The organism is Pseudarthrobacter sp. MOO13 (genome assembly GCF_058267655.1).
Map to the genome: position 1 here is coordinate 3,633,139 of NZ_CM177848.1, position 23,261 is coordinate 3,656,399.

Consider the following 23,261-nt stretch of genomic DNA (forward strand, 5'->3'; position numbering starts at 1 on the left):
GACATGCGCGGCATCCAGTTGCAAGGGTTTGCGGAGCGGAACAAACAGGGGCGCTCCGGGGCCCCGGGAACGCCTGGGGATTGCCGGGCGGCGGCTGCCTGGCCGGCCTGCCGGGCGGCAGCAGGCTGGACTACTTGCCGGGCCGGCCGTGGAGGCGGAGGGAAAGTTCATCGGCCACCTTCTGGACGCGCGCCGCAAGGACGGGCCATTCCGCCGCGGGAAGCTTGTCCTCGAGGAAGGTCACTGCCACGGCCGCAGTTGGCCATCCCAAGTGGTCTGTCACGGCAGCGGCAATGGAGCCGAAACCCGGCGTAACCTCTCCGTGTTCGGTGGCGTACCCCCGCTGGCGGACCTGGTCCAGGTGCGAGGACAACGCGGAGTATTTCATGATGGCCCCCACCACCTCATGCCGGGCGGTGAAGGCGGCGGCGTTCGGGTAGAGCGCGCGTACTTGCGATTTGGGCAGCGCGGCAAGGATGGCGCGTCCGCTGGCGGTGAGGTGGCTGGGAAGGCGGACGCCGACGTCGGTCACCAGCGACGGACGGTTCTTGGCCCGTTCCTCCACGATGTACAGGACATCGCGGCCGTGCAGCACTGCCAGGTGGGCGCTCTCACCGATGGCATCCACGAGGCTCGCGAGGAGGGGGCGGCCCAGCCGCGACAAAGGTTCCTGCCGTGAATAGGCGGAACTGAGTTCGAAGGCGCTGATGCCCAGCCCGTAGCGTTGCTCCTCATGCAAATGGAGGACGAAGCCGTTCGCCTCCATGACGCCCAGCAAGTGGTAAACACTCGACCGGGGAAGGTTCAGGCTGGAGGCGATCTGGGAGGCCGCCATTGGCCCGCGCCGGGAGGCCAGCAACTTGAGGATGCGGAGGGTATTTTCCGCAGCAGGGACTTTTGAGGATGCTTTGATCGCAGCGCGGGGCGCGTGGGCTTCGGCTCGTGTTTCGGCGCCCGGTCTTTCGGCGCCCCGTGATGCGGCGCTTAGTGCAGTGCTCATGGGCTCAAATGGTCTTTCTGGCTAGCTCTGTCCGGTATCCCGTACTTCAGTGTGACGGCTGCCCTTTCCGCTTACGGCACCGCCGCAATTCAATGTGTCCGGTATACCAGACGCTGGCCTGCCCAGCGCAGCTTACGGTGCCGAATCATCCACGTTTCGGTAGAGTCCGGACCATGGACGGGAAAGAAACCCTGCACACGTACCTGCGGATCCGGCGGGACAACCTGTTGGGCAAGCTGGACGGACTGGGCGATTACGACATGCGCCGGCCCCTCACGCCAACGGGCACCAACCTGTTGGGACTGGTCAAACACGTTGCCAGCGTGGAGTTGGACTACTTCGGCGTGGTCTTCGGCCGGCCCAGTGGGCGCCACCTGCCGTGGCTCGAGGACGGCGGCCGCCCGGACGCAGACATGTGGGTAACGGCTGGCGAGTCATTCGAAGACATCGTCGAACTCCACCGCTTCGCAGGAACGCACAGCGACGCGACCATTGAGGCTCTGCCGCTCGACGCTCCAGGCTCCGTGCCGTGGTGGCCGGAGGAGCGCCGCCAGGTTACCCTGCAGCAGATTCTCGTCCATATGGTTGCTGAACGTGCCCACCATCTGGGCCACGCGGACATACTCCGTGAACTGATTGACGCGACCGTGGGCCAGCGTCCAGGGGACCCGAACCTGACGTCCAGGACACCCGAAGAGTGGGCGGCGCACCGCGCCGAAATCGAAGGTGCAGCGCGGGACGCAGCCGGTACCTGGCGGAATTGATGCCAGCGTGAAGAGCACAGGGTATTGAAGAGGAAGCGCCCGAAAAGTGCAGGGTCTGACCGCAACGGGTCCCGAATCTGCGGTCACGGAGGAGCGCACGGATCTCGGAGGAGGCAAGGCACGGGGCCGGTTCCAGCCTGGTCAGGGTGGAGCCTCGAGATAGCGGGACAACGCGTTTTCCCAGGGAGATCCGTGGTGGCGCACTATATCGATGGTTCCCGCCCGCGCCAACGACGTTCCCTGTGAGGGCGGACAATGGGTTGGCCAGTGGGGTGGTTCCCAGTCCTGGTGCTCGCTGCTGTAGCGGCGACCGGAGGGTGAAATCCAGCCGGGTGGTTTGTTTTTGCCGGCAGTCGTGGGTTTCCAGGCCGTGGTATGCCGGAGCCTGTGGTGTTTGGGGCAGGGCTGACCGAGGTTGCTGATCCCGGTGGCACCGCCCTTGGCCCAGCTGAGGAGATGGTCGGCGTCGTTGTCGAGGGAATGGTTGCTGCACCCGGGAAACGGGCATTTTCCGTCCCGCATCCGCAGCCAAGCCCGCATGGCCTTGGTCAGCCGATAGCTGGTCCGCCCGATTTCCAGCGGTGCACCGTCCCTCGGATCCACCAGCACCCGGTAGAACGACCCCGCCCCCTCGGCCACCAGGGCCCGTGCCATCGACGGCGGAATGGGACCGTACCCGTCCAGGACCGCCGGTTCATCGGTGAAGCCCATCAGCGAGAACACCGGGACAGTGACCAGCACCTGAGCGCGGATCCCGGAGAAAGGGCGCTCAGCGGCCTGGCATCCCCCGCTGCCTGCGGGGAAGGTAGCCAGCAGCGACGAGGCGTAGTTGTCAGCCCGCAACTGGGATAGCGTGCGACCTTCCTCAGTGCCCTGCATGCTGCGAGCCTCGGAGGTGAGCCGGTCCCAGACTGCCGAGGCTTGGCCGGCGGGCAGGTATGCGGACAGCCAGGCCATGCCGTCCCGGTCCGGCCTGTACTCCACCCGCCGTTCTGCCACTCCCTTGGAGTGACGGGCTTCGATACTCCCGGCATGGTGAAGCTCCCGCCACGTGCGGGCCTTCACCCTGAACCGGTGCGCCGGCATCTCCCCGGGGGGACAGCCCCGCGCCGGATCGGGGGCATCCGGGTCCAGGAAATGCGCCTCCAACGCCGCAGCCCCGTTCACATCCAGGCTCGCCGTCTCATCCGCCATCACCACCGCGTGGCCCCAGGACAGGGTCCCTGCCTGCAGCCCCGCAAGGGTCCGCGGCAACGAGGTAACAACGGCGTGCGAGGTAGCCAGGAATGTCGATGCCGCCCTCGGTCCAACCGCCAGGACGCAGCCAACTTCCGCCGCGACCGCCATCTCATGGGCCTGCACCGGCACGTCGGGCCCCGCAACAGCAGAAGCACTTTCCGCATAAGCGACCGCGGCCTTCGCTTTCAGCCCTGCGATCATGGCCTCCACGGCCCTGACGCCCGCCAGGATGTCGAGGCACCCATCAACAAGGGTGGCCAACGGGTGAGCACACTCCTTCGTGGCGGCAACCGATCCGCGTCCAGCTCTGTCCACCTCGGTGTCCAGCGCGGCAAGGGCAGCCTTGATCTCCTCGAATGCCCTCACCGCCGCCGCTTTCCCCATGACCCAACTATGGCAAGGGGGTACGACATTCAAACCCGGCCAGGTTTCGACTGATCACCTCCCGGACAGTCTGGAACCGAAGACAGCAACCAGCCGTGAGCCTCATCACGATGCCTGCGAAAATGGTCTGCTGGTTAGCGGCTCCCCTCCCAATGACGAGAAGGTATTTGCATGCAACCAGCTTCAACCCCAACCCGGACCGAAACCGCGGCGGAAACGCACAAGCCGGCTGCCGTCGTCGGACACGTCCTCAACCGCGGCTTGAACGTGCGGCACATCCGCTTCATGGCCCTGGGATCGGCGATCGGCACGGGCCTCTTCTACGGCTCCGCTTCCGCCATCCAGAAAGCCGGACCAGCCGTCCTGCTCGCCTACATCATCGGCGGCGCCGCGGTGTTCATGGTGATGCGCGCCCTCGGTGAGATGGCGGTGAGGCACCCTGTGTCCGGTTCCTTCAGCCAGTACGCCGGGCGGTACCTTGGCCCCCTGGCCGGCTTCGTGACCGGCTGGACGTACGTGTTCGAGATGGCCATCGTGGCCATCGCCGACGTCACTGCATTCAGTATCTACATGGGGTTCTGGTTTCCGCAGGTGGACCGCTGGATCTGGGTCCTTGCCGTCATCTGCTTCCTGGCGGCGTTGAACCTGCTCAGCGTCAAGGTCTTCGGCGAACTCGAATTCTGGTTCTCGCTGATCAAGGTCGCCGCCATCATCGCCATGATTGCAGGCGGTGCCGCGATCATCACGTTCGGGTTCCAGGCCGCCGGTTCAACCGTGGCACCGGGCCTTGGCAACCTCGTTGACCACGGCGGACTGTTCCCGAACGGCTTCGAAGGCCTGCTGGCATCCTTTGCCGTGGTGATGTTCGCCTTCGGCGGGATCGAGACCCTTGGCATCACCGCCGGTGAAGCGGCCGACCCCAAGAAGGTCATCCCCAAGGCCGTCAACACCGTCCCGGTCCGCGTACTGCTCTTCTACGTCCTGACGCTGGGCGTCCTGATGAGCCTTTTCCCGTGGGACCAGGTGGGCAGTGACGGCAGCCCCTTCGTCCAGATCTTCAGCGGCCTGGGTATTCCCGCGGCGCCCCACATCCTCAACGCCGTCGTGATCACCGCCGCGCTCTCCGCGATCAACAGCGATATCTTTGGCGCCGGCCGCATCCTCTTCGGACTCTCCAACCAGGGCCACGCACCGGCGGCGTTCGGCAAAGTCTCCCGCCACGGCGTCCCTTGGATGACGGTGGTCATGATGGCCGGGATCCTGCTGGTGGGGGTGGTCCTCAACGCGGTCATCCCGGAGGACGTGTTCCTGGTCATCGCCTCGATCGCCACCTTCGCCACGGTGTGGGTGTGGGTGATGATCCTGGCCTCCCACGTGGCAATGAAGCGGGAAATCGTCCGGAAGGGCCTGCCGGCGTCGGAATTCCCCTCACCGTGGTGGCCGGCCGCGTCCGTCCTCACCATTGCCTTCATGGCGCTGGTGATCGCCATCCTGGGCGCTTTCGAGGACACCCGGGTGGCCCTCTACGTGGGCGCCGCCTGGCTGGGCCTGCTGGTCCTGGCATACCGGCTGTGGGTGAGAGGTGACGGACGACGCCGAGCCCACCTTGAGGACGAAACCTCGCCGCTGCCCGTGGTCGGGACCGCCCGCAACAGCGGGTAGGCACGTCATCGGCGAAAGGTGCCGGCCCCGCCGGGGCCGGGCACCTTTCGTCGTCCGGTGACGTACTGTCTTCCGCTGCCTTACGCCGCAGCCGCGGCGGACCGGACGGCCTGGGCGAGGGACGTCGTCGGGCGTCCAATGAGGCGCCGGAGGTCTCCGGTGCTGACCAGGAGGTCACCGCGGGCGATGCCGAGATCCGAGTCCGCCAGGACCTCGGCGAATGCCTCCGGCACCCCCACGGAGGTGAGCAGGCCGGAGTAGTCCTTGGCGGGGAGGTCGTTGTAGGTGATGGCCTTGCCAGTGGCGGCGCTGATCTCAGCAGCGAGGTCCGCCATGCTGAAGGCTTCATCTCCGCCCAGCTCGTACACCTTGCCGGCCTGGTCCTCGGCCACCAGGACCGCGGCGGCGGCGTGGGCGTAGTCCACCCGTGCAGCGCCACTGACTTTGCCGTCCCCGGCGCTGCCTGCGACCGCACCCTGGGCGAGGGTACCGGGCAACTGCTCCGTGTAGTTTTCCAGGTACCAGCCATTGCGGAGCAAGGCGAAGGGAACACCTGACTCCCGCAGCAGGGCCTCCGTGGCCTTGTGCTCCCCGGCCAGCAGCATGCCGGTGGTGTCCGCGTTGGCGATGCTGGTGTAGGCCAGCAGTTCCACGCCTTCGGCCCGGGCTGCTTCGATGACGGTGCGGTGCTGTTCGACGCGACGGCCCACTTCGCTGCCGGAGATGAGCAGCACCCGGGTTGCCCCCTTGAGCGCGGCGGCAACTGAGCCTGCGTCGGCGTAGTCCATGGCCTTGACGTTGACTCCGCGCGCGGCGAAGCCGGCCAGCTTTTCCACGGAACGTCCGGCGGCCACAATTCCGGCTGCGGGCACCCCACGTTCAAGAAGGGCTTCGATGACATGCTGGCCCAGCTGTCCGGTGGCGCCTGTAACAACAATGCTCACGATGGATCCTTTCGAGGAATTTGATCTGTCGAAGGGCACAACCGCGAGCCATGGAGAATACTTCCTCAAAGAGAGTACGCACTTTGAAGTAAGGTACTGACCTTTAGGTAAGCTAGTGACATGGAAGCTGTTCCGCAGGCCGCACCGCTGCCCCTCGCCTTCGCCGACGGCGTGTTCCCCGCCGGATGCCCCAGCAGGACCCTGCTGGACCACATCACCAGCAAGTGGGGAGTGCTGATCCTGATCGCCCTGTCCGAAGGCGAGCAGCGATGGAGTGATTTGCGGCGCCGGGCCGAGGGCATCAGCGAGAAGATGCTGGCCCAGACCCTGAAGACCCTCGAGCGGGACGGCCTTATCAGCAGGAATGCCCAACCGGTCATTCCACCCCGGGTGGACTACAGCCTCACCGAGCGTGGCTACGAGCTGAGCGGGCTGCTGGTGCCCCTGGTGGCGTGGGCCTTCGAGAACGCGGAGGACATCATTAACAGCAGCCGCTGATGCTCCGCCGGACCGCTGGGGGATGTACCGCACCCAACAGGCAAGTGGTTCCACTGGACAAAACAAGTACTTGTTACTGGTGTTGCTGATGTGAATAGCGCATAGCGTAGGCGTACGGTGCCGGCCGGAATGGGAGGACCATCCTCCGCTGGGAGCGTTCCGCCGACCAACACCGTTAGCAGGCGGCCGGCTGCCGCCTGAAGGGGAGGCTCACATGGCCAAGGGCTACATACAGGACCTTTCCGGCATGGGCCGGCCCGTCAGCCTGCGCGATGCCCTGGTGACAGTATGGCGCCGGGCCAAGGGGGCCGTCAGCCCACGATGCCCCTACCGGGTGGGCGACACCGTGATTGGCGACGACCCCTTCAGCGGCAGGCGCGAAGGGGTCGTCGTATGGCATGATCGCCGGTCAGTGGGGCTGAAGACCACCCATGGCGTCTTCTTCTACGATCACCGCGTGGTCAAACCGATGGACTAGCGGGGTAACCTACCGGGCAGACCAGCCGCCGTCCATGGTGTAGCTGGCCCCCGTAACCATAGCGGCACTGTCGGAGGCCAGCCACGCAACCAGGGACGCCACTTCCTCCGGTTCCACCAAGCGTTTGATGGCCGATTCGGTGAGCATCACCCTGGCCAGGACCTCAGACTCGTCGATCCCGTGCACCTGGGCCTGGTCCGCGATCTGCTTCTCCACCAGGGGCGTGCGGACGTAGCCCGGGTTCACGCAGTTGGAGGTAACACCGTGCTCCCCGCCCTCCAGCGCCGTCACCTTGCTCAAGCCCTCAAGGCCGTGCTTGGCGGATACGTACGCGCTCTTGAACGGGGAAGCACGGATACCGTGCACCGACGACACGTTGATGATGCGGCCAAAGCGGTTGGCGTACATGTGCGGCAGGGCGGCCCGGACCAGCAGGAACGGCGCCTCCAGCATCAGGCTGATGATCCTGCGGAAGTCCGCCGGATCAAAGTCCTCAATGGGGCTGATGCGCTGGATTCCCGCGTTGTTCACCAGGATGTCCACATCCAGGCTGAGGGTGGCCAGGGCGTCCACGTCCAGGAGGTCCACGGCCCAGGCGGTGCCGCCCACCTCGTCGGCGAGCCTGGCAGCTGCGGCGGAGTCGACGTCGGCCACCACCACTTTCGCGCCCTGGGCCGCGAGTGCGCGCACGCAGGCGGCACCGATTCCGCTGGCACCGCCGGTGACCAGTGCCTTGCGTCCATTCAACGTGTTATCCATTGCATTTCTCCTTCATGCGCCCAAACGGTCCAACGGCTCCGGCAGCCTAGCGTTGGCCGGCTGGGAGCAGTCCTTCGCGGGTGGCGTCTTCCTTGTCCACGTCCTCCAGGGCGATGCCCTTGGTTTCCTTCAGGCTCAGCACGGCCACCGCGGTAATGGCACAGGCGACGAGCAGGTAGATGGCCGTCGGCACCCACGAGCCGGTGTCCTTCAGCCACTGGGTGGCCAGGAGCGGCGCCAGCGAGCCGGCGAAGATCGACGTTACCTGCGAGCCGAGGGATGCACCGGAGTACCGCATGCGGGTGGGGAACATTTCGGCCATGATGGCAGGCTGTCCGGCGTACATCAGGCCGTGCAGGCACAGGCCGATGGTGACGGCGAGGACGATGACCACGGCGTTGCGGGTATCGAACATGGGGAAAGCGAAGAACGGCCAGGTGGCACCGAGGATGGCGCCGGCCAGGTACACGGGTTTGCGTCCGATCCGGTCCGCCAGGCGGCCGTACTGCGGGATGATCGCGAAGTGGATGACGTGTGCGATCAGCAGTGCCAGCAGCAGCGAAGAGGTGTCGTACTTGTGCACGCTCTTGAGGTAGACGATCGCGAAGCTGACCACCAGGTAGTACATGATGTTTTCGGCGAACCGCAGGCCCATGGCCTGGAAGATGCCCTTGGGGTACTTGCGGACAACCTCGAACACGCCGTAGCTGACGGCCTGTTCCTTCTCCACCAGTTCCTTGGCTTCGAGGAAGATGGGTGATTCGCTGACGTTGGTGCGGATGTAGTAGCCCACGAACACGATCACCGCGGAGAGCCAGAAGGCCACGCGCCAGCCCCAGCCGAGGAATGCCTCGCTGCTGAGGGTGGTGGACATGATGTAGAGGACCAGGGTGGCCAGCAGGTTGCCCACGGGGACGGCCGCCTGGGGCCAGCTGGACCAGAAGGCGCGGGTCTTGTTCGGGCTGTGTTCAGCCACCAGCAGGACGGCACCGCCCCATTCACCGCCGAGCGCGAAGCCTTGGATGAACCGCAGCGCCACCAGCAGGGCTGGAGCCAAATATCCGATGTCGGCGAAGCCGGGGAGGCAGCCCATCAGGAAGGTGGACACGCCGATGATGACGATGGTCAACTGCAGCGTGGGCTTGCGGCCGAGCTTGTCGCCGATCTGGCCGAAGACGATGCCACCCAGCGGCCGGGCAATGAAGCCCACCGCGTAGGTCAGGAAGGCTTGGATGATTCCGTCCAGGTCATTGCCGGTGGACGGAAAGAAGTACTTGCCAAAGACCAGGGTGGCGGCGGTGGCGTACAAGAAGAACTCGTACCATTCCACCACCGTGCCCACCATGGAGACGGCAACGATCTTCTTCAGTCCGGTTCCTTTGGGTGCATACCTGGCTTCGTTTGCCTGGCTGTGCTCAACGCTCATGGTTCTCCTCAGTGTCCACATTGACACGTGCTGTGATCTCCAGCACAAGTGACTCAGATGAGTATTGCTGCACAAACTTTGCAGTTCAATGCCCAAAGAGGCACCTGGCATGTGCACAATTGCAGATATGAACGCCAATCCTGACGACCTGCTGGTCCTCCTGGCGGTGTCCCGCTCGGCAAAATTCACGACGGCGGCCCAAGCCCTGGGCTTGAACCACACCACCGTCTCGCGCAGGATCGCCGCGCTCGAGAAGGCGCTTGGTGGCCGGGTACTGTCCCGGGCCGCCGGCGGCTGGGAACTCACGGAGCTGGGCGAGCGTGCCGTGCAGGTGGCCGAACAGGTCGAAGCGGTGCTGGGCACGCTGGGACCGGCCGGCCAGGCACCCGACCCGATTACCGGCGTCGTACGCATGACGGCGACCGACGGCTTCAGCGCCTACATCGCAGCCCCCGCCGTGGCGCGGCTGCGCCGGCACCATCCCGGCCTGAGTGTTGAGGTGGTGACCATGACCCGGCGGGCACTGCAGCAGCGCTCCGGGCTGGACATCGAGGTGGTGGTGGGCGAGCCGCAGGTGCACCGTGCGGAGGCCATCCGGCTGGGCGAATACCGGCTGGGAATGTACGCCTCCCGCACCTACCTCGCCGAGCACGGAACTCCGGCCACCGTGGCCGAACTCAATGAGCATCCCTTGGTCTACTTCGTGGATTCGATGCTCCAGGTGGACGATCTCGATGCGCCGCGGCGGCTGGTGCCGGCCATGCGCGAGGGCCTGACATCAACTAACGTGTTCGTCCATGTGGAGGCCACCCGGGCAGGTGCCGGGGTCGGCTTCCTGCCATGCTTCATGGGCGATCTCCATGACGACCTGGTCCGGTTGCTGCCCGGCGAAATCGGTGAGCTGCTCCCCTACTGGATGGTGCTGCGCCCGGACTCGCTCCGCCGCCCCGCGGTGGCCGCCGTCGTGCAGGCCCTGCGGGAACGGATGGCCGAGCACCGCGGCGCGCTCCTGGGCCGCGGGTAAGTCACCGGATGATTGGCTCAACCGGCTCGTCATGCCGGACCAGCGCGCCGGCCGCGAAGGCCCGGACCTGGGCATCGTCCCAAAGATGGGCGGGGACGGCGCCGCCAAGGAGCCGGCGCCGAAGTTGGGGATCGTCGCCGAACGGGACGTCGCTGCCGGCCATCACCATGTTGCCGTAGCGCCTGCCCTTCAGCATGGCAGGGTCGGCGATGATCACCGTGTGCTTGAAGGCAGCGGCGATGGTGGCGGCGTCCTCACGCGCGTTCTTGAGGTCCGGGGCGTCCCCCGAGTTGGCCACGAACAAGCCGCCCGGCGCCAGGACCCGCTTGGCGTGGGTGGTGAATTCGGCGGTGGTAAGCGGCCGCGGGGTAAAGGCCCCGGCAAAGACATCGCGGATAATGAAGTCCCTGGTGTGCTCCGTGAGGGTTTCGGTCACCGCCCGGGCCTCCCCCACGCGGATGCGGAGCAGCGGCGCCTTCGGGAGGTCGAACCAGCCGCGCACGTATTCAGCCAGCTTGCCGTCCAGTTCCACCACCACTTGCCGGGCATCGCGGTAGGCGGCGGCGAAGTAGCGTGCCATGGAGCACGCACCGCCGCCCAGGTGCAGGCCGCGGAGCTTAGCCGACGATGCGTCCGACGGCGGCCAACGGGACTCAATGAGCGCCGCCATCCACCGCATGTACTCAAAGTCCAGGAACAAGGGGTCGGCGAGGTCGATATGCGAGCTCATGACGCCGTTGATCTTCAGGAGCCAGCCCGTGGAGTTGTCCTGGTCCGCCACCAGCTCGCAGTCGCCGGTGTCAATGTAGTAGACACCCTCCACCGGACCGTCCGGCGCCGTGCCCTTGGGCACCTCCACCACGCCTGCGGACCGGCCCCGGCCTCCCGACTTTCCGCGTTTGGCCATTATTGGGGCCCGCCTTCACTCATGGTTCAACCCTAGTTGAAGCCATCGAACCCCCCGGTCAGCGGGCCTCATGGCGTGAACGCTGTCCCGTGGCCACGCCGGATCCGTTCAACTGGTGCCTGTGCAGTCGAGGCGGCCCCTGCCCGCGACGCCTGGACGGCCGGTCTTCCTGGGCCGCCGGAACGGCACCACCTGGTTGGCCGGCTGGGCCGTCCGCGCTTCCCGTTCCGTCCTCGCCTTGCGGTCCCCGACCGGACCGTCCACGCCGGCGCCTTCTTCCAGCCGGCGCTGCAATTCCGTCAGCACCTTCGCCAGGCGTCGGGAAACCTGCATTTGGGACATACCGAGCCGCTTGCCTAACTGCACCTGCGTTTCCTCGCAGAAATAGCGGCGGTACAGCAGTTCCCGATCCACGTCAGCCAGGTCCTTCATGGCGGCGCGCAGGCCGGCGAGCTCCTCAAGCCTCTCCAGAGGTGTTTCAGGACTGGCCAGCATTTCACCAATGGAGGGGGCATCCGAGTGCGGACTCACCGCGTCGAGGGAATCGGGGTGCATGCTGCTGGAGGCCGACATGGCTTCCAACACGTCCACGGGATCCGCACCCAGCTCTCCGGCCAATTCGGCCACACTGGGGATCCGGCCCAGGGACTGGGTGAGTTCCGGTTCCGCCCTGAACAGGCGGGTCCTCAAGTCCTGGACCTGGCGTGGCGGGCGGACCACCCATGTCCGGTCGCGGAGATACCTCTTGAGCTCACCGGTGATGGTAGGCGCGGCATAGGCCGGGAAACTGTCACCCTTGGCCTCGTTGAATCCACGGGCGGCTTTCACCAGTCCCAGGTAGGCGACCTGGTTCAGGTCCGCCCGTTCCCTGCCGCGTGCTTCAAACCGTGCGGCCAAGGCCTCGGCAAGATCCAGGTACCTCAAAACCATGTCATTTTCGGATGCCCCCTGCGAACGCTCCGAGGCGGCCCGCGGAGATGGCGGATCAGATGTTTCGGCCTGTTGATGGACCGGGACGGTGTTAGCGGCCAAGGCGGCAAAGGATTCGGGCATGGGTGCTGTTTTCCCTCGGTCTGGTTCCGAAAGCCTGCGGCAAGACTTAGAAGCAGGAAATCATAAGGCTGCTTATAAAACAATCCTTGTCCGCCCGCGCGGGCGTGGGAACGGAAGAAGGAACCGCCTTCCGCCCCCACCCGGAGCAATCCAGCCTAGAGGTCCGCGTGCGGGTTCTTCACGTCGCGCACATCGCGCTCCGCGTCGCTGTTATTGATCCGCCGTCCGGCCTCAGTCCGCGGATCCGCAGCCGGAGAATCAGGGCGCTCTGCGTCGATGGGCCGCGCATCACTGGACTCCGCGTCACCGCCCGCAGCGTCGCTGCCCACAGAGTCATGGTGCCGAGTATCAGAGTGCGGCAGGTCGGTGCCCACAGCGTCACGGTGCCCAGCCTCAGCCTGCGGCAGATCGTTGCCCGCGATGCCATGGCGCCCGGTTTCGCGTTGCACAGCCGGGTGATGCACAGCCGGGTCGTGCCCGACGTCGGCCGCATTGCCGCCATGATTGGAAGCCTCGGCCTGCGACTGCCCGTCCCGGGCCGCCCCGTGTACGTCGCGGCCCGTGCCGTCACGACCGACGTCGGGATCCAACTCGTCCGCCTCGCGGGCATGGCCGGCAACGTCGCTGCGGAGGGACTGCGCTTCCCGGCTGCGTTCCTCGGCTTCCTGCCGCAGCCGGGCCGCGTCCACTTGGGCCTGCTCGGCGTCGGCGCGTGCACGGATGGCCTTGGCTTCCCGTTCGCGGGCGTCGAGTTCCATGTTTTCAGCCTTGCGGCGGATCTCGGCCGCTTTTTCCCGATTCTCCTGGTCCCGCTTCTCCTGCATCGCCTTGCGGCGCCGTCCGCCGGAGAGGAGCAGCACAACAATCAGTGCCACGACGACAACCGCAACCACTACCCATACCCATGGAGCTGTATCCATGTTTCCCACCACTTCCCACTTCGTTGTGACCGGGCAGGCCAGAGCCATTCCGGCTGACATTTTTACTCGAACGGTTAGAACCCAATTAGCAAGGGTACTTACCTTTCATTAGTAAACATGCTTACTATTTTACGGCCAGTACCGCTGGTTCTTGATCAGCAACCAGCCTTCTTTCTGAAAGGAAGAGCGAAGATGACAGAGAACCAATGGCCCGAGGACACCGCAAACACGGCCCCTCAGGCACATACAGGAATCCCCGGCGAGCGCCGGCCCGCAAACTTTCCGTCTCCGGCAGCCAGCTATGGCGCTGAGAGCGGAAACGGGTACGCACCCGCCGATTACGAACAAACCCAAACCATGCCGGAGAGTGCCGGCACCGGTTCTGCGTCCTCACGCACCGAAGCTGCCAAGGACGAGGCAGCAGGCGTAGCCAGGACCGCAGCGGGTTCCGCACAGAACGTGGCACAGACGGCCAAGGAAGAGGCAGCCAACGTGGCCTCGGAGGCAAAGTCCAACGCGCAGGACCTGCTGCACCAGGCCAAGTCAGGCCTCACGAGCGAGGCCGCAACGCAGCAGCAGAAGGCTGCAGAAGGCATCCGCAACATTTCCGGCCAGCTGCACAGCATGGCCAGCGCCCCGGACCAGCAAGGCATGGCCAGCGACCTGGTCCGGCAGGCGGCCGAGCGCACCTCCTCGATAGCCACCTGGTTGGAGAACCGGGAACCCGGAGACCTCCTGAACGAGGTCCAGCGGTTTGCCCGCAACCGGCCCGGCACTTTCCTGCTCCTCGCCGCCGGAGCCGGTGTCCTCGCCGGACGCCTGACCCGTGGCCTTACGGCAGGCGCCCCGGAGTCTACCGGCTCAACCGCATCAGCTGCCGCAGGCCTTTCCGGCCAGCACGCAGGCACGGCATACCCGGACCAATACGGCCAGCCGCCGGCCGCCGGTGGTGTAGTGCCTCCGCCGCCCGTCCAGCTGCCCGGTCCGGCCACCACCACGGCCGGATACGACGGCGGCGCGCCGGGCAGCAGCTACCCCGAGTCCACGTCGACTGCCATCGGCCTCGACAGCCCGCAATTGGTGGAGGAACCGTGGTCCGGAAACCAGGTTTCCGACGACCCCCTGCGCGACCGCGAATTGGCCGATGACCCAATGGCGGCTGACCCCTTCACCCGGGACCGCGCCAGGGGCGGCCAGGCTGGCGGACTCTGATGAGCAGCCACATACCTGAGCCGCCGCCAAGCGCGGCGCACATGAAAGCGGACAACGCCTCACTGGGGGAGTTGCTCGGCGACGTAACGCGGGACTTGTCCACCCTCATGCGCCAGGAAGTCGATCTGGCCAAGGCTGAACTGAAGCAGACCGCCACCCGCGCAGGCAAAGGATCCGGCATGCTGGCCGGCGCCGGGGTTGGCGGACACTTCGTCCTGCTGTTCCTGTCCTTGGCCCTGATGTTCGCCCTCGGCGCCGTCATGCCGCTGGGCTGGTCCGCCCTGATCACTGCCGTGGTCTGGGCCATCATTGCAGCTGTCCTGGCCTCCATGGGCCGCAAGGAACTGAAGCAAATCAAGGGCATGCCCCAGACCGGCGAAACCCTTTCTGAGATACCCCCAACCCTTAAACCAGGTGAGGTAAACCGATGAGCGAAAACCCTGACGTCATCCGCGCAGACATCGAAGCCACCCGGGCACGCCTGGGAACAAACGTGGACGCCGTGGCCGACAAAGTCACGCCGTCCAACATCGTCCACCGGCAGACCGACAAGCTCAAGGATGCGGCCACCGGGATGAAGGAGAAAATCATGGGTGCAGCAGACACCGCCACCACCAAGGTCCACAACACCACGGGCGCAGGTGCGCACTCAGCGGCGGACAGCCTGCACCAGGCTGGCGACGCCGTCTCGGCGAAGCTTTCCGATGCCGGCCACGCTGTCTCCCAAACCCCGGGCCAGGTGAAGTCAAAGACCGCTGGCAACCCGCTGGCTGCAGGCCTCATCGCGTTCGGGGCCGGACTGCTGGTCTCGTCGCTGATCCCGCCAAGCCAGAAGGAGCGGGAAGCGGCCGATCAGCTCAAGACGGCAGCCCAACCACTGGCCGCCGAACTTACTGACGCCGCTAAAAACATGGCCCAGGACCTCAAGGAGCCGGCACAGGAAGCCATGGAAAACGTCAAGGCCACGGCAACCGACGCCGCCCAGAACGTCAAAGCTGAGGGCCAGCACGCAGCCGACGACGTCAAAGACCGTGCCGCAGACGCGAAGGACACCGTCCAAAGCAGCTGACGCTCCGCTTACCGCGGCTCCCTAAAGGCAACACCTAAGACGACAGGCCGGCACCGCCACCCGCGGGGTCGGCCTGTCCTCTTGGCCCCGAGATCGAGAGGACTCCCCCAATGGCCACTCACAACACGTCCGAGACCAGTACCGCGAAGGCGGGCCAGGCCCCCGATCCGAACGATTCGCGAAAACCCGGGAGCCCCCGGGACCTGGAGAAGCCCTCCTGGAAGTACATCGCCAGGAAGACGCTGCGGGAATTCAGCAAAGACCAGTGCCCGGACCTGGCAGCGGCCCTGACCTACTACTCCGTACTTTCGATCTTTCCGGCGCTGCTGGCGCTGGTATCCCTCCTGGGAATCTTCGGCGACCCGCAGAAGACCACCTCCGCCCTGCTGGACATCGTCCAAGGTTTCGCCCCCGGGCAGACCGTGGAGACGATCCGGCCGGTGGTCCAGGACCTCGCGAGTTCCTCGGCCGCCGGCTTCACCCTTGTCCTGGGCCTCCTCACGGCACTCTGGTCCGCGTCCGGCTACGTCGGGGCCTTCGGCAGGGCCATGAACCGTGTCTACGAAGTCGATGAAGGCCGTGCCTTCGTGAAGCTGCGGGGCACCATGCTCGGCGTCACCGTCGTGAACCTGCTGATCGTCGTCGTCATTGCGGCGATGCTCGTGCTGAGCGGCCCCGTGGCAGAATCCGTCGGGAACCTGATCGGGCTTGGGGGCGCCTTCCTGACGGTGTGGAACATCGCCAAGTGGCCGGTCATGCTGGTGCTGATCACCGTGGCGATCGCCATCCTCTACTACGCCACACCAAACGTGAAACAGCCGAAATTCCGGTGGATGAGCATGGGTTCGGCCATCGCCCTGGTGGTGTTCCTGCTGGCTTCGCTGGCCTTCGGCTTCTACGTGGCGTACTCCAACAGCTACAACAAGACCTACGGCGCCATTGGCGGTGTCATCGTCGCGCTGCTCTGGCTGTGGATCCTGAACATGTCCCTGTTGTTCGGCGCAGAGTTCGACGCCGAAGTGGAGCGCGGCCGCGAACTTCAAGCCGGCATCAAGGCGGAGGAAACCATTCAGCTACCGCCCCGGGACACCAAAAAGAGCGAGAAACTTCAGCAGCAGATCGAGGAAGACGTCAAGCACGGCAGGGAACTCCGGGAGAAGCACGGCCAGGAGGGCAACGGCTTCCAGAACCAGGGCGAAAGGCACCGGGACAAGGTTCGCGAGAAGGTCCGGGCCCGCGACGAAGAGGGAGAGTCCGACGGCGGGGGCCGGCCGGGCAGCAACATGTAACGGTCCGGGCCGGCCAGGGAGGAAGGGACTAGGCAGGACCTTCGAGAAAGAGGAAAATTCATGGTGAAGGTCCTGTCGAAGTTTCCCGGGCTGTTGAGGTCCGGGGTGAAGCGGGGCCGGCGGTGAGATGGCCTCTTCTGAGACCGAGGCCAGTCCCCCCAGTCGCCGTCGGCCCCCCCAGGGGCCTGCCCTCTTTCGGCGTGACTGGACAAGCCGCGCCTCCTGCAATAGTTTCGTGAATACCTTGCCGGGGCCTTTTGGGAACCGGCGTGGCCGCTGAAGCAGACGGCGGATACAAGCTCCAACCAAATGAGCGAACATGACTGCTACACATTTTGACCAGTTCCTAGCCGAGGCAGTTGTCCCGGACAGGGAGCCCGGACTGGGCCTTGGACGGGACGAGCTCTATGGCCTTTACACCAGCTGGTGCCTCCTGAATAAGGCCGAGCCCCACACCCCGTCCTCCCTGTGGGAGGCGTTGCAGCAGGCAGGCATCGATCCCGACAGCAACAACCTTTCCATGACCGGACCGGCGGCGGCGGACTACATCGTGGCGAGCGCTCCGGACCTCGTGTGACCGCCGGACGCACGCGCCGTCAGGGTTGCGCCAGCGCCAGGAGGTAAGCGGCGAACCCGCCGGGCGCGCGGCCGCTGGTCCGCCCCGAGGTAAGGACGCGCGTGGTGTCAGTGGAAACGATTGCTGCCCCGCCCGCGCGAATCCGCTCCACCAGGATCCTGTCTTCGTCGCGGTCAATCCCAGGGAAGCCCCCGGCCGCGAGATAGGCCGAAGCGCGGACACCCAGGTTGGCCCCATGGACGTGTGGGTGGTCCTCGGCCAAGGCATGCCGGGCGTGCCAGCGGGCCAGCAGCTCGTGGTGTGTCCCATGGGCATCGGGCTCCACGGAGCCAAGGACAAGGTCGGCTCCGGCTGCTGCCAGTTCCAGCTGCCGGAGCAGCCAGTCTTCCGGTACCTGTGAATCGGCGTCGGTGTTGGCCAACCACAGGCGACGTGCCGGAATACCCGCCGCGCCGGACCCGCCCAGGCTTTCCAGCACCACCCCGCAACCTGCCCGGCGGCTCTTTCCCACACTGTGGAAACCGACGGGCAGGACGCGGAAGCGGAGGTCACGGGCTGCGAAGCCGGCGGCTACCTCCAGCGACCGGTCCGTGCAGGCGTCGAGGACAATAACAACCTCCGCCTCAGTTCCGGGACTGTCCACGGCCAGCCGGTCCGCGGCGGTTCCGGCTGAAGTGAGCGCCCGCTCCAGGGCCTGTTCCTCGTTGTGCGCCGGGATCACGACGGCCACTTTGTCGATCTGCGTTGCCGCCATACCGTCCCGACACCCTGCGGCTGGACCCCCCGGCGCCGCCAGCGTCATGCCACGCCCGTCCCGCTGGCCGGGCACACCAGGACTTCCAGGACGAAGTCGCGCTCCCGGTACAGCCCCGTGGTTGGCCAGCCCAACCGTTGGCGGGCGAGCGCGTGGACGGTGTCGCCGTCGAGCTGCCAGCCGTCGATCGGGTGCCGCCAGTGGCACAGGACCAGGACCCCGCCCGGTTCCAGTGAGGCCTCCACCCGGTCCCACAGGTCAGCGAGCTCGCCGGGGGCCAGGTAGTAGCCGACCTCGGACACCACCAGCAGGTCGAATGTTCCGCCGGGCCAGGAGCCTGGGACCACGCGCTGCTCGACGCGGACCCCGTGGTTGCCGTCAAGCCGTTGCGTGGCTCGGCGAACCGCGGTCCCACTGGCATCAACGGCCAGCAGGCTGCGGCAGCGGCCCGCGAGGTCCTCCGTGAGGGTACCGATGGAGCAGCCCACTTCCAGGCCGCGCTCATAGGTCTCATCCGGGAGGGCCGCGAGGGTGATCGCCCGCTTGCGCCGCTCATACCAGCTCGAGGCGTAGTTCCAGGGGTCGGCGGAGCCGTTATGGACGACGTCGAAGACCTCCTCGGCGTCCTGGCTGGAGTGCGCCGGGCCGGACGCGTCCCGGGGCGGTGTCCAGGCAAACACTTCGTAGCCTCGGGCGAAATGGCCAAGGAACTCACGGCTCAGCAAGGTTTCGTCCCCCTGGGCCGGGGACAGCGGCATGACTTGGGTGGCGTGGGCAGCCATGGCACGTTCCTTGGCCGCGCCGGACTCGCCGTCCAGCGGGAACCGGAGCCACGCCCGCCACTGCTGGTCACCGGGCGTGGCCCAATGCCAGTACCAGATGGGGTACTCCAGCAGTGCGTGGCCATCCTTCCTGGCGGTTTCCGCTGCCACGGCACCGAGTGCGTCGTGGTCGGAGTGGCCGTCGGAACGGTAGGGCGCAACCAGGACCAGCTGGTCGGCCCGCCCGGGCAGCCGCGCCGCTGCATCCCTGACGGCAGCGGCGATGGCGTCCGCGTGGGAGCCGAGGCCGCGGTCCGGAAAACCGAGGAAGCGCCACCGGTCCCCCAATCCCAGGACGGTCAGTGCCGCGGCGAATTCCGCCAACCGGGCCTGCGCCAACTCCTCGGGTGAGGTGGTGGGGGAATCCGGGTGGGATCCCTCCCCCGCCGTGCACAGGAGGACTTCCACTTGCGCGCCCAGCGCGGCCAGCCGCGCCATGAGTCCGCCCGCGCCGAGGGTCTCATCGTCAGGATGGGCGGCCAGGACCACGAAGCGCAGCGCAGCGAGTTCATCGGGGCCGAGCGGCAGTTCCGGCGCGACCGACAGTTCGCTTCCGGCCCAGGCTGCTTCGGCGGTGCCTTGGTCCGCGTGCGAGAAGGTCACCACGGGCAGTCACCCTTCAGCGTGAGGCGGCCCAGCTGGGCGTCGTCCCGTGACCCGTGATGCTGGCGCACGTACAGTCCCAGGTCCGCCGTCCGTTTGGCATAGCGTTCGTCGAAGGCAAGTGGGGCGGGGCCCCGGTTGGAAAGCACCAAGTGCAGGACGCGTTCGACGACGGAAGCAACGGTTCCGCGGACACGCTGGGCTTCGCTCCAGGAACTTTGGCCGTGGGCGCCCAGGCTGCCGTCATCGATGCGTGCCGCGGTTCGGACGAGGTATTGCATGGCGGCAGTGAGGGTGCGGTCCACCTCGCCGAGGGCGGCGAGCGCCACTTGGTCCGGTTCCCTCCCGGCGTCGGCGCCGGCTAGCAGGCCGGCGCGGAAATCGCGGGCCACTCCCACCGCGCCGCCCAGCCAACAGGCGGCAACGCCCACGCCTCCCCAGGCGAAGCCGGGGCGGCTGTGATACCAGCCGGTTCCACCCAGGGCCACTGCCGGAACGTGGTCGAAGTGCACGGTTCCACTGGGGATCTCCCGGAGGCCGCGCGCCACCCAGGCGGGCTCTTCGCACCATACCCCGGGGTGGCGGAGGTCGACGGCGAAAGCCGCCCTGCCGCCGTCGTCCGTATGGGCGGTGATGACGGCACGGTCCAGGCTTGCAGCCAAGGAGCACCACGGTTTGGCCCCGTCCAGGACCACCGTGCCGCCGTCGCGGCTGGCCCGCAGGCTGACGCCGGGGGCCTCTGCCGCGAAGACGCCCCATGACGCTCCGACGCCTTCCCCGGGCGGCTGGTCAGCGGTATCCGTGCCGGCAGCTTGGGAAAGAATGGCAATGGCGTCCATATGCGGCTCTAATACCCGGGCTGCCGCCACGTCAATGGCGGCGACAGAGGCCAGGAGCTCCCATAACAGCTGCGTCCGGCCTTCTCCGGGACGCGGCCAGGTTTCGCCCGCTTCCACGGCCAGGGCCAACAGGGCAGTGACGTCGCCTGCAGCGTCCGGAACTGCGCGCAGGAATGAGCTCCATGGGGAGATGCCGGCGTCGGTGGAATCAAAGAAGACAGAAGTGGTTACCGCTTGCAAACGTTCCTCCATCGACGCTGGGGGCGCCCGGCCCCCGGGACGCATCTACACAGCTTACTTACTATTTGGCGGGAGGATGCGGGCAACGGCGAATCCGTCCCAGCCTTTGGAGCCCACGGTCTGTATTACGGTGGCGTCCAGGCGCGGGTGGTTGCCCAAGAGCGTGAGTGCGTCAATGATTCCGGGCGCATTGACCGGATCCATGCCCGGGTCCAGGACCGCACCCTCCCAGATGGTGTTGTCCACCACCACGGTGGCACCCGGCCTGCACAGCCTGACGGCCCACTCAAGGTAGTGGCTGTTGTTCTGCTTGTCGGCGTCAATGAGGATGAAGTCGAACGGTTCCCGGTCCTCTTCCTCAAGGGCGGCAAGGGTGTCGAGCGCCGGCCCCAGCCGGATCTCCACTTTCTCCCCCAGGCCGGCGGCGTCAATGTTCGCCCACGCCACCTCGGCGTGCTGGGGCAGGTATTCGCACGTGACCAGCGTGCCACTGGGCGGAAGGCCCCGGCCCAGCCAGATGGTGCTGTAGCCGGCCAGCGTTCCGATTTCCAGGATGCGGCGGGCCCCGGACATCTGGACCAGCAGCTTCAGCAGCTTCCCGGCGTTGGGTGCCACCTCGATGGCGGGCATCCCGGCATCCGCCGCCGCCCGGATGGCCTGCTGGAGGGCCGCATCCGGATGCACCACGGTTCGGGACAGGAACTCTTCGGTGGCTATCCACTCCGGACGGGGCTTGTGCTCGAACATGGGCACAGTTTGGCACGGGGCGCCGTGGGGGTCCAGATGCGTCCGGTCCTCCCGCGGGCTCAGGATTCCTGGGCCAGTGCGCCTTCCAGGCGGTCCACTTTCGCGGTGATTTCGCCCGAGTAACCCGGCCGGATATCAGCCTTGATCACCAGCGACACCCGGCTGCCGTAACGTCCCACAGCCTCGGTGGCACGCTTGACGACGTCGAACACCTCGTCCCATTCACCCTCGATGGTGGTGAACATCGAATCCGTCTGGTTGGGCAGACCCGACTCCCGGACGATCTTCACCGCGGCGGCAACGGCGTCGTGCACTGAAGCGTCGTCGGGCCTGGCGCCCTCGCTGGGAACACCTGAGGGAGCCACGGAAAATGCAAGCAACATGCCCCCAGTGTCCCACGCGGATCCCGGCCGCCGCAGGCTGGACCACCGGCAGCGGCCGTCACATAAGCGCCTACCCTGCGGTAACCATGCCGGCCGGAGCCTCCGTTGCTAACCTGTTGGCCATGAGCCTCGCAGTCGCCCGAAAGCCCCTCCGTGCGGACGCAGCGCGGAACGTGGACAAGATCATCACGGCGGCGCGCCAGTGTTTCCGGGAATTCGGTCCCGAAGTGCCGCTCCAAACCATCGCAACAACGGCCGGAGTGGGCCCGGCTACCCTGTTCCGGAACTTCGCGGACAAGGAAGAACTGGTCCTCGCTGCGCTCAACCGGCAACTCCGCCTTACCGTGGACCCCGTCATGGACGGCGCCCTGGCCGATATCGACGCCACAGCGGGGTTGCTGCGCGTACTCGAAGCACTGATGGCAGCCGCCAGCGCCGACGCCAACCTGCTGTGCGCCGTCGCCGGGCGGCGGGAACTCCTCACCGGGATCACCGGTTCGCTCATGGAGTCCATCAGTGTGCTGCTGGTCCGGGGACAAGGACAGGGCACGCTGCGTGCCGACATTTCCATGACCGACATGTTCCGGCTGCTTGCCATGCTGATCGGCGTGGTGGACACCATGGAGCCCGGCTCCGATGCGTGGCGGCGGCCCCTGGCGCTGGTGGAGGATGCCATCCGCGCCGACCGGCCGGCGCGTCCGCTTCCCGCGCACGTGCCTGTCCCGGCCCCCACAGCCTGAACCGGCGCTGGCCCACTGGCCATCCGCTGCGGCGCCGTGCCAGGTCCATTGCCGGGTGGGGTCCATTGCCGGGCGGGATACATTGTGGGGGCGGTTACATTGTGGGGGCCTTGTCCAGTGCCATAGAATCTGGAGAGGTTAAGCAGCCAGCCGCGGGAATTTCAGCTGGAGGCGACCCATGAGCAATTTTGCGCCCTTCCGCCGCGCAATGGCAGCACTGCAATGAACAGTTCACACCTTGTCCGCTACCTCACGGACCCCCGTGGCCCCGAGGAAGTCCTCCCGGCCCTGGAGCCTGCGGAACTCGCGGAGCTGCTGGACGCCCTCTACCAGAACCTTGATACGCCAGAGCCCGAGTTCGGCGCCGAGGCGTGGTACGAGATGGCAGTCGAGGAAAGCTGCCGCAGGGCCGCTTCGCCCGATGGAGCCAGCCAAAGACTGGCTTAGCCAGCGAGCCCCCGCCCGGGGCTCATCCCGGACAGCACGGAAATACAACCCGCCCCTGCTCGATACCGGGCACGGCAGTCAGGATTATTCCGGGGCCTATTCTGCAGCATCGCCTTTGCCCTCGGGCCGGCCCGGTTCGGCGTCGTGGGCATGCGGGTGGTGTTCGTGGAACTCGTTGGGGACGTGTTCTTTCGCTTCCATCAGGTGCTGCTGCAGCTTTTCTTCCGCATCCCGGCGCCGCCTGGCAGTGTCCCGCAGTTCCCGGGTTCCTTCCGAGCCGCGGGGATCAAGATAGGCGGACCGCTGCTTCGCAGGCTGCTCCGCTGGCGAACTCCCGGCGGAGTAATCTTCCGGCCTGTCTTTCCCGGCGTCCTCGGTGCCCTGGCCGTCTTCCGGCCCGGCGGGCCGTGACTGTTCGTCCATTTCGGTTCCTCCTTTGTGGCAGCGCCCGTGAGGGCCGCCTCTGTTCCAGTGCACCATAC

The 23,261-nt window shown here is 66.4% G+C and carries 26 protein-coding genes; 12 read left to right on the forward strand and 14 right to left on the reverse strand.

The window, feature by feature from the left end; genetic code table 11:
- Window positions 1-130: 130 nt before the first annotated feature.
- Window positions 131-1,000: an IclR family transcriptional regulator gene (locus AC4EEO_RS16580; RefSeq protein ID WP_491339304.1), complete on the reverse strand. Its 870-nt coding sequence runs from the start codon at window positions 998-1,000 to the stop codon at window positions 131-133.
- A gap of 173 nt (window positions 1,001-1,173) precedes the next feature.
- On the opposite strand from AC4EEO_RS16580, the gene AC4EEO_RS16585 reads away from it, so the two are divergent.
- Window positions 1,174-1,764 carry a DinB family protein gene (locus AC4EEO_RS16585; protein ID WP_018763062.1) on the forward strand — a complete coding sequence of 197 codons (591 nt, stop codon included), beginning with the start codon at window positions 1,174-1,176 and terminating at the stop codon, window positions 1,762-1,764.
- A 141-nt stretch (window positions 1,765-1,905) separates the two neighbouring features.
- Here AC4EEO_RS16585 and AC4EEO_RS16590 read toward each other — a convergent pair whose 3' ends face one another.
- Entirely contained in the window at window positions 1,906-3,387 is a 1,482-nt protein-coding gene (locus AC4EEO_RS16590) for an HNH endonuclease signature motif containing protein (protein WP_491339305.1), read from the reverse strand.
- A gap of 171 nt (window positions 3,388-3,558) precedes the next feature.
- Here AC4EEO_RS16590 and AC4EEO_RS16595 point away from each other — a divergent pair, with 171 nt between their 5' ends.
- Window positions 3,559-5,049 (forward strand): amino acid permease, encoded by a 1,491-nt coding sequence (locus AC4EEO_RS16595; protein WP_109045804.1) that lies wholly within the window; start codon window positions 3,559-3,561, stop codon window positions 5,047-5,049.
- A gap of 80 nt (window positions 5,050-5,129) precedes the next feature.
- On the opposite strand, the gene AC4EEO_RS16600 is transcribed toward AC4EEO_RS16595, so the two are convergent.
- Window positions 5,130-5,993 (reverse strand): SDR family oxidoreductase, encoded by an 864-nt coding sequence (locus AC4EEO_RS16600; RefSeq protein WP_109045805.1) that lies wholly within the window; start codon window positions 5,991-5,993, stop codon window positions 5,130-5,132.
- Window positions 5,994-6,113: 120 nt separating this feature from the next.
- On the opposite strand from AC4EEO_RS16600, the gene AC4EEO_RS16605 reads away from it, so the two are divergent.
- Both AC4EEO_RS16605 and AC4EEO_RS16610 read left to right on the forward strand, forming a co-directional pair.
- Complete coding sequence (locus tag AC4EEO_RS16605) at window positions 6,114-6,491, forward strand: winged helix-turn-helix transcriptional regulator (RefSeq protein WP_491339306.1); 378 nt, start codon at window positions 6,114-6,116, stop codon at window positions 6,489-6,491.
- Window positions 6,492-6,705: 214 nt separating this feature from the next.
- Window positions 6,706-6,969 carry a hypothetical protein gene (locus AC4EEO_RS16610; RefSeq protein ID WP_491329209.1) on the forward strand — a complete coding sequence of 88 codons (264 nt, stop codon included), beginning with the start codon at window positions 6,706-6,708 and terminating at the stop codon, window positions 6,967-6,969.
- 9 nt (window positions 6,970-6,978) lie between these two features.
- Here AC4EEO_RS16610 and AC4EEO_RS16615 read toward each other — a convergent pair whose 3' ends face one another.
- Together AC4EEO_RS16615 and AC4EEO_RS16620 are read right to left on the reverse strand one after the other, a co-directional pair.
- Window positions 6,979-7,728 (reverse strand): 3-hydroxybutyrate dehydrogenase, encoded by a 750-nt coding sequence (locus AC4EEO_RS16615; protein ID WP_285320473.1) that lies wholly within the window; start codon window positions 7,726-7,728, stop codon window positions 6,979-6,981.
- Between the two features lie 46 nt (window positions 7,729-7,774).
- Window positions 7,775-9,154 (reverse strand): MFS transporter, encoded by a 1,380-nt coding sequence (locus AC4EEO_RS16620; RefSeq protein ID WP_491339307.1) that lies wholly within the window; start codon window positions 9,152-9,154, stop codon window positions 7,775-7,777.
- A 127-nt stretch (window positions 9,155-9,281) separates the two neighbouring features.
- On the opposite strand from AC4EEO_RS16620, the gene AC4EEO_RS16625 reads away from it, so the two are divergent.
- Window positions 9,282-10,178 carry a LysR family transcriptional regulator gene (locus tag AC4EEO_RS16625; RefSeq protein WP_109045809.1) on the forward strand — a complete coding sequence of 299 codons (897 nt, stop codon included), beginning with the start codon at window positions 9,282-9,284 and terminating at the stop codon, window positions 10,176-10,178.
- Between the two features lies 1 nt (window position 10,179).
- Here AC4EEO_RS16625 and AC4EEO_RS16630 read toward each other — a convergent pair whose 3' ends face one another.
- The 3 genes from AC4EEO_RS16630 to ccmD form a co-directional block, all read right to left on the reverse strand.
- Window positions 10,180-11,085 (reverse strand): spermidine synthase, encoded by a 906-nt coding sequence (locus tag AC4EEO_RS16630; RefSeq protein ID WP_491339308.1) that lies wholly within the window; start codon window positions 11,083-11,085, stop codon window positions 10,180-10,182.
- Window positions 11,086-11,193: 108 nt separating this feature from the next.
- Complete coding sequence (locus tag AC4EEO_RS16635; protein ID WP_109045810.1) at window positions 11,194-12,138, reverse strand: sigma-70 family RNA polymerase sigma factor; 945 nt, start codon at window positions 12,136-12,138, stop codon at window positions 11,194-11,196.
- Window positions 12,139-12,293: 155 nt separating this feature from the next.
- On the reverse strand, window positions 12,294-13,058 hold the full coding sequence (gene ccmD / locus AC4EEO_RS16640) for a heme exporter protein CcmD (RefSeq protein WP_491339309.1): 765 nt from the start codon (window positions 13,056-13,058) through the stop codon (window positions 12,294-12,296).
- A gap of 192 nt (window positions 13,059-13,250) precedes the next feature.
- Between ccmD and AC4EEO_RS16645 the strand changes: the two genes are divergently transcribed.
- From AC4EEO_RS16645 to AC4EEO_RS16665, 5 genes are all read left to right on the forward strand, one after another.
- Window positions 13,251-14,270, forward strand: coding sequence for a hypothetical protein (locus AC4EEO_RS16645; protein WP_491339310.1), 1,020 nt, complete (start codon window positions 13,251-13,253; stop codon window positions 14,268-14,270).
- Complete coding sequence (locus AC4EEO_RS16650; protein ID WP_285320477.1) at window positions 14,270-14,701, forward strand: phage holin family protein; 432 nt, start codon at window positions 14,270-14,272, stop codon at window positions 14,699-14,701. The genes AC4EEO_RS16645 and AC4EEO_RS16650 overlap by 1 nt, the downstream gene beginning before the upstream one ends.
- Window positions 14,698-15,339 carry a DUF3618 domain-containing protein gene (locus AC4EEO_RS16655; protein WP_491339311.1) on the forward strand — a complete coding sequence of 214 codons (642 nt, stop codon included), beginning with the start codon at window positions 14,698-14,700 and terminating at the stop codon, window positions 15,337-15,339. Before AC4EEO_RS16650 ends, AC4EEO_RS16655 begins: the two co-directional genes overlap by 4 nt.
- A gap of 110 nt (window positions 15,340-15,449) precedes the next feature.
- Window positions 15,450-16,628, forward strand: a complete 1,179-nt coding sequence (locus tag AC4EEO_RS16660; protein WP_491339312.1) for a YihY/virulence factor BrkB family protein — start codon at window positions 15,450-15,452, stop codon at window positions 16,626-16,628.
- 319 nt (window positions 16,629-16,947) lie between these two features.
- Window positions 16,948-17,205 carry a hypothetical protein gene (locus tag AC4EEO_RS16665; RefSeq protein ID WP_018763046.1) on the forward strand — a complete coding sequence of 86 codons (258 nt, stop codon included), beginning with the start codon at window positions 16,948-16,950 and terminating at the stop codon, window positions 17,203-17,205.
- A gap of 19 nt (window positions 17,206-17,224) precedes the next feature.
- Here AC4EEO_RS16665 and AC4EEO_RS16670 read toward each other — a convergent pair whose 3' ends face one another.
- The 5 genes from AC4EEO_RS16670 to AC4EEO_RS16690 are packed head-to-tail and all read right to left on the reverse strand — an operon-like array spanning window position 17,225 to window position 21,592.
- Window positions 17,225-17,959 carry a glycosyltransferase family 2 protein gene (locus tag AC4EEO_RS16670; protein ID WP_491339313.1) on the reverse strand — a complete coding sequence of 245 codons (735 nt, stop codon included), beginning with the start codon at window positions 17,957-17,959 and terminating at the stop codon, window positions 17,225-17,227.
- Between the two features lie 44 nt (window positions 17,960-18,003).
- Complete coding sequence (locus tag AC4EEO_RS16675; RefSeq protein ID WP_109045816.1) at window positions 18,004-19,386, reverse strand: bifunctional PIG-L family deacetylase/class I SAM-dependent methyltransferase; 1,383 nt, start codon at window positions 19,384-19,386, stop codon at window positions 18,004-18,006.
- A complete protein-coding gene (locus AC4EEO_RS16680) occupies window positions 19,380-20,462 on the reverse strand; it encodes a hypothetical protein (RefSeq protein ID WP_491339314.1) in 1,083 nt (360 codons plus the stop codon). The genes AC4EEO_RS16675 and AC4EEO_RS16680 overlap by 7 nt, the downstream gene beginning before the upstream one ends.
- Window positions 20,463-20,516: 54 nt before the next feature.
- Window positions 20,517-21,209 carry an O-methyltransferase gene (locus AC4EEO_RS16685; RefSeq protein ID WP_491339315.1) on the reverse strand — a complete coding sequence of 231 codons (693 nt, stop codon included), beginning with the start codon at window positions 21,207-21,209 and terminating at the stop codon, window positions 20,517-20,519.
- 59 nt (window positions 21,210-21,268) lie between these two features.
- A complete protein-coding gene (locus AC4EEO_RS16690) occupies window positions 21,269-21,592 on the reverse strand; it encodes a thiamine-binding protein (RefSeq protein WP_018763041.1) in 324 nt (107 codons plus the stop codon).
- 122 nt (window positions 21,593-21,714) lie between these two features.
- On the opposite strand from AC4EEO_RS16690, the gene AC4EEO_RS16695 reads away from it, so the two are divergent.
- Together AC4EEO_RS16695 and AC4EEO_RS16700 are read left to right on the forward strand one after the other, a co-directional pair.
- Window positions 21,715-22,332 (forward strand): TetR/AcrR family transcriptional regulator, encoded by a 618-nt coding sequence (locus AC4EEO_RS16695; protein ID WP_026264947.1) that lies wholly within the window; start codon window positions 21,715-21,717, stop codon window positions 22,330-22,332.
- A 222-nt stretch (window positions 22,333-22,554) separates the two neighbouring features.
- Window positions 22,555-22,779: a hypothetical protein gene (locus AC4EEO_RS16700; RefSeq protein WP_018763039.1), complete on the forward strand. Its 225-nt coding sequence runs from the start codon at window positions 22,555-22,557 to the stop codon at window positions 22,777-22,779.
- 96 nt (window positions 22,780-22,875) lie between these two features.
- Here AC4EEO_RS16700 and AC4EEO_RS16705 read toward each other — a convergent pair whose 3' ends face one another.
- Complete coding sequence (locus AC4EEO_RS16705; protein ID WP_491339316.1) at window positions 22,876-23,202, reverse strand: hypothetical protein; 327 nt, start codon at window positions 23,200-23,202, stop codon at window positions 22,876-22,878.
- Window positions 23,203-23,261: the final 59 nt, after the last annotated feature.

Excerpts from the sequence above, each read along its gene's own strand:
- AC4EEO_RS16695 (WP_026264947.1), top strand. The coding sequence starts at position 21,715 with ATGAGCCTCGCAGTCGCCCGAAAGCCCCTCCGTGCGGACGCAGCGCGG.
- AC4EEO_RS16625 (WP_109045809.1), top strand. The coding sequence starts at position 9,282 with ATGAACGCCAATCCTGACGACCTGCTGGTCCTCCTGGCGGTGTCCCGC.
- ccmD (WP_491339309.1), bottom strand. The coding sequence starts at position 13,058 with ATGGATACAGCTCCATGGGTATGGGTAGTGGTTGCGGTTGTCGTCGTG.
- AC4EEO_RS16670 (WP_491339313.1), bottom strand. The coding sequence starts at position 17,959 with ATGGCGGCAACGCAGATCGACAAAGTGGCCGTCGTGATCCCGGCGCAC.
- AC4EEO_RS16705 (WP_491339316.1), bottom strand. The coding sequence starts at position 23,202 with ATGGACGAACAGTCACGGCCCGCCGGGCCGGAAGACGGCCAGGGCACC.
- AC4EEO_RS16635 (WP_109045810.1), bottom strand. The coding sequence starts at position 12,138 with ATGCCCGAATCCTTTGCCGCCTTGGCCGCTAACACCGTCCCGGTCCAT.
- AC4EEO_RS16645 (WP_491339310.1), top strand. The coding sequence starts at position 13,251 with ATGACAGAGAACCAATGGCCCGAGGACACCGCAAACACGGCCCCTCAG.
- AC4EEO_RS16605 (WP_491339306.1), top strand. The coding sequence starts at position 6,114 with ATGGAAGCTGTTCCGCAGGCCGCACCGCTGCCCCTCGCCTTCGCCGAC.
- AC4EEO_RS16685 (WP_491339315.1), bottom strand. The coding sequence starts at position 21,209 with ATGTTCGAGCACAAGCCCCGTCCGGAGTGGATAGCCACCGAAGAGTTC.
- AC4EEO_RS16615 (WP_285320473.1), bottom strand. The coding sequence starts at position 7,728 with ATGGATAACACGTTGAATGGACGCAAGGCACTGGTCACCGGCGGTGCC.
- AC4EEO_RS16660 (WP_491339312.1), top strand. The coding sequence starts at position 15,450 with ATGGCCACTCACAACACGTCCGAGACCAGTACCGCGAAGGCGGGCCAG.
- AC4EEO_RS16630 (WP_491339308.1), bottom strand. The coding sequence starts at position 11,085 with ATGGCCAAACGCGGAAAGTCGGGAGGCCGGGGCCGGTCCGCAGGCGTG.
- AC4EEO_RS16620 (WP_491339307.1), bottom strand. The coding sequence starts at position 9,154 with ATGAGCGTTGAGCACAGCCAGGCAAACGAAGCCAGGTATGCACCCAAA.
- AC4EEO_RS16655 (WP_491339311.1), top strand. The coding sequence starts at position 14,698 with ATGAGCGAAAACCCTGACGTCATCCGCGCAGACATCGAAGCCACCCGG.
- AC4EEO_RS16650 (WP_285320477.1), top strand. The coding sequence starts at position 14,270 with ATGAGCAGCCACATACCTGAGCCGCCGCCAAGCGCGGCGCACATGAAA.
- AC4EEO_RS16590 (WP_491339305.1), bottom strand. The coding sequence starts at position 3,387 with ATGGGGAAAGCGGCGGCGGTGAGGGCATTCGAGGAGATCAAGGCTGCC.
- AC4EEO_RS16580 (WP_491339304.1), bottom strand. The coding sequence starts at position 1,000 with ATGAGCACTGCACTAAGCGCCGCATCACGGGGCGCCGAAAGACCGGGC.
- AC4EEO_RS16690 (WP_018763041.1), bottom strand. The coding sequence starts at position 21,592 with ATGTTGCTTGCATTTTCCGTGGCTCCCTCAGGTGTTCCCAGCGAGGGC.
- AC4EEO_RS16595 (WP_109045804.1), top strand. The coding sequence starts at position 3,559 with ATGCAACCAGCTTCAACCCCAACCCGGACCGAAACCGCGGCGGAAACG.
- AC4EEO_RS16665 (WP_018763046.1), top strand. The coding sequence starts at position 16,948 with ATGACTGCTACACATTTTGACCAGTTCCTAGCCGAGGCAGTTGTCCCG.
- AC4EEO_RS16585 (WP_018763062.1), top strand. The coding sequence starts at position 1,174 with ATGGACGGGAAAGAAACCCTGCACACGTACCTGCGGATCCGGCGGGAC.
- AC4EEO_RS16700 (WP_018763039.1), top strand. The coding sequence starts at position 22,555 with ATGAACAGTTCACACCTTGTCCGCTACCTCACGGACCCCCGTGGCCCC.
- AC4EEO_RS16610 (WP_491329209.1), top strand. The coding sequence starts at position 6,706 with ATGGCCAAGGGCTACATACAGGACCTTTCCGGCATGGGCCGGCCCGTC.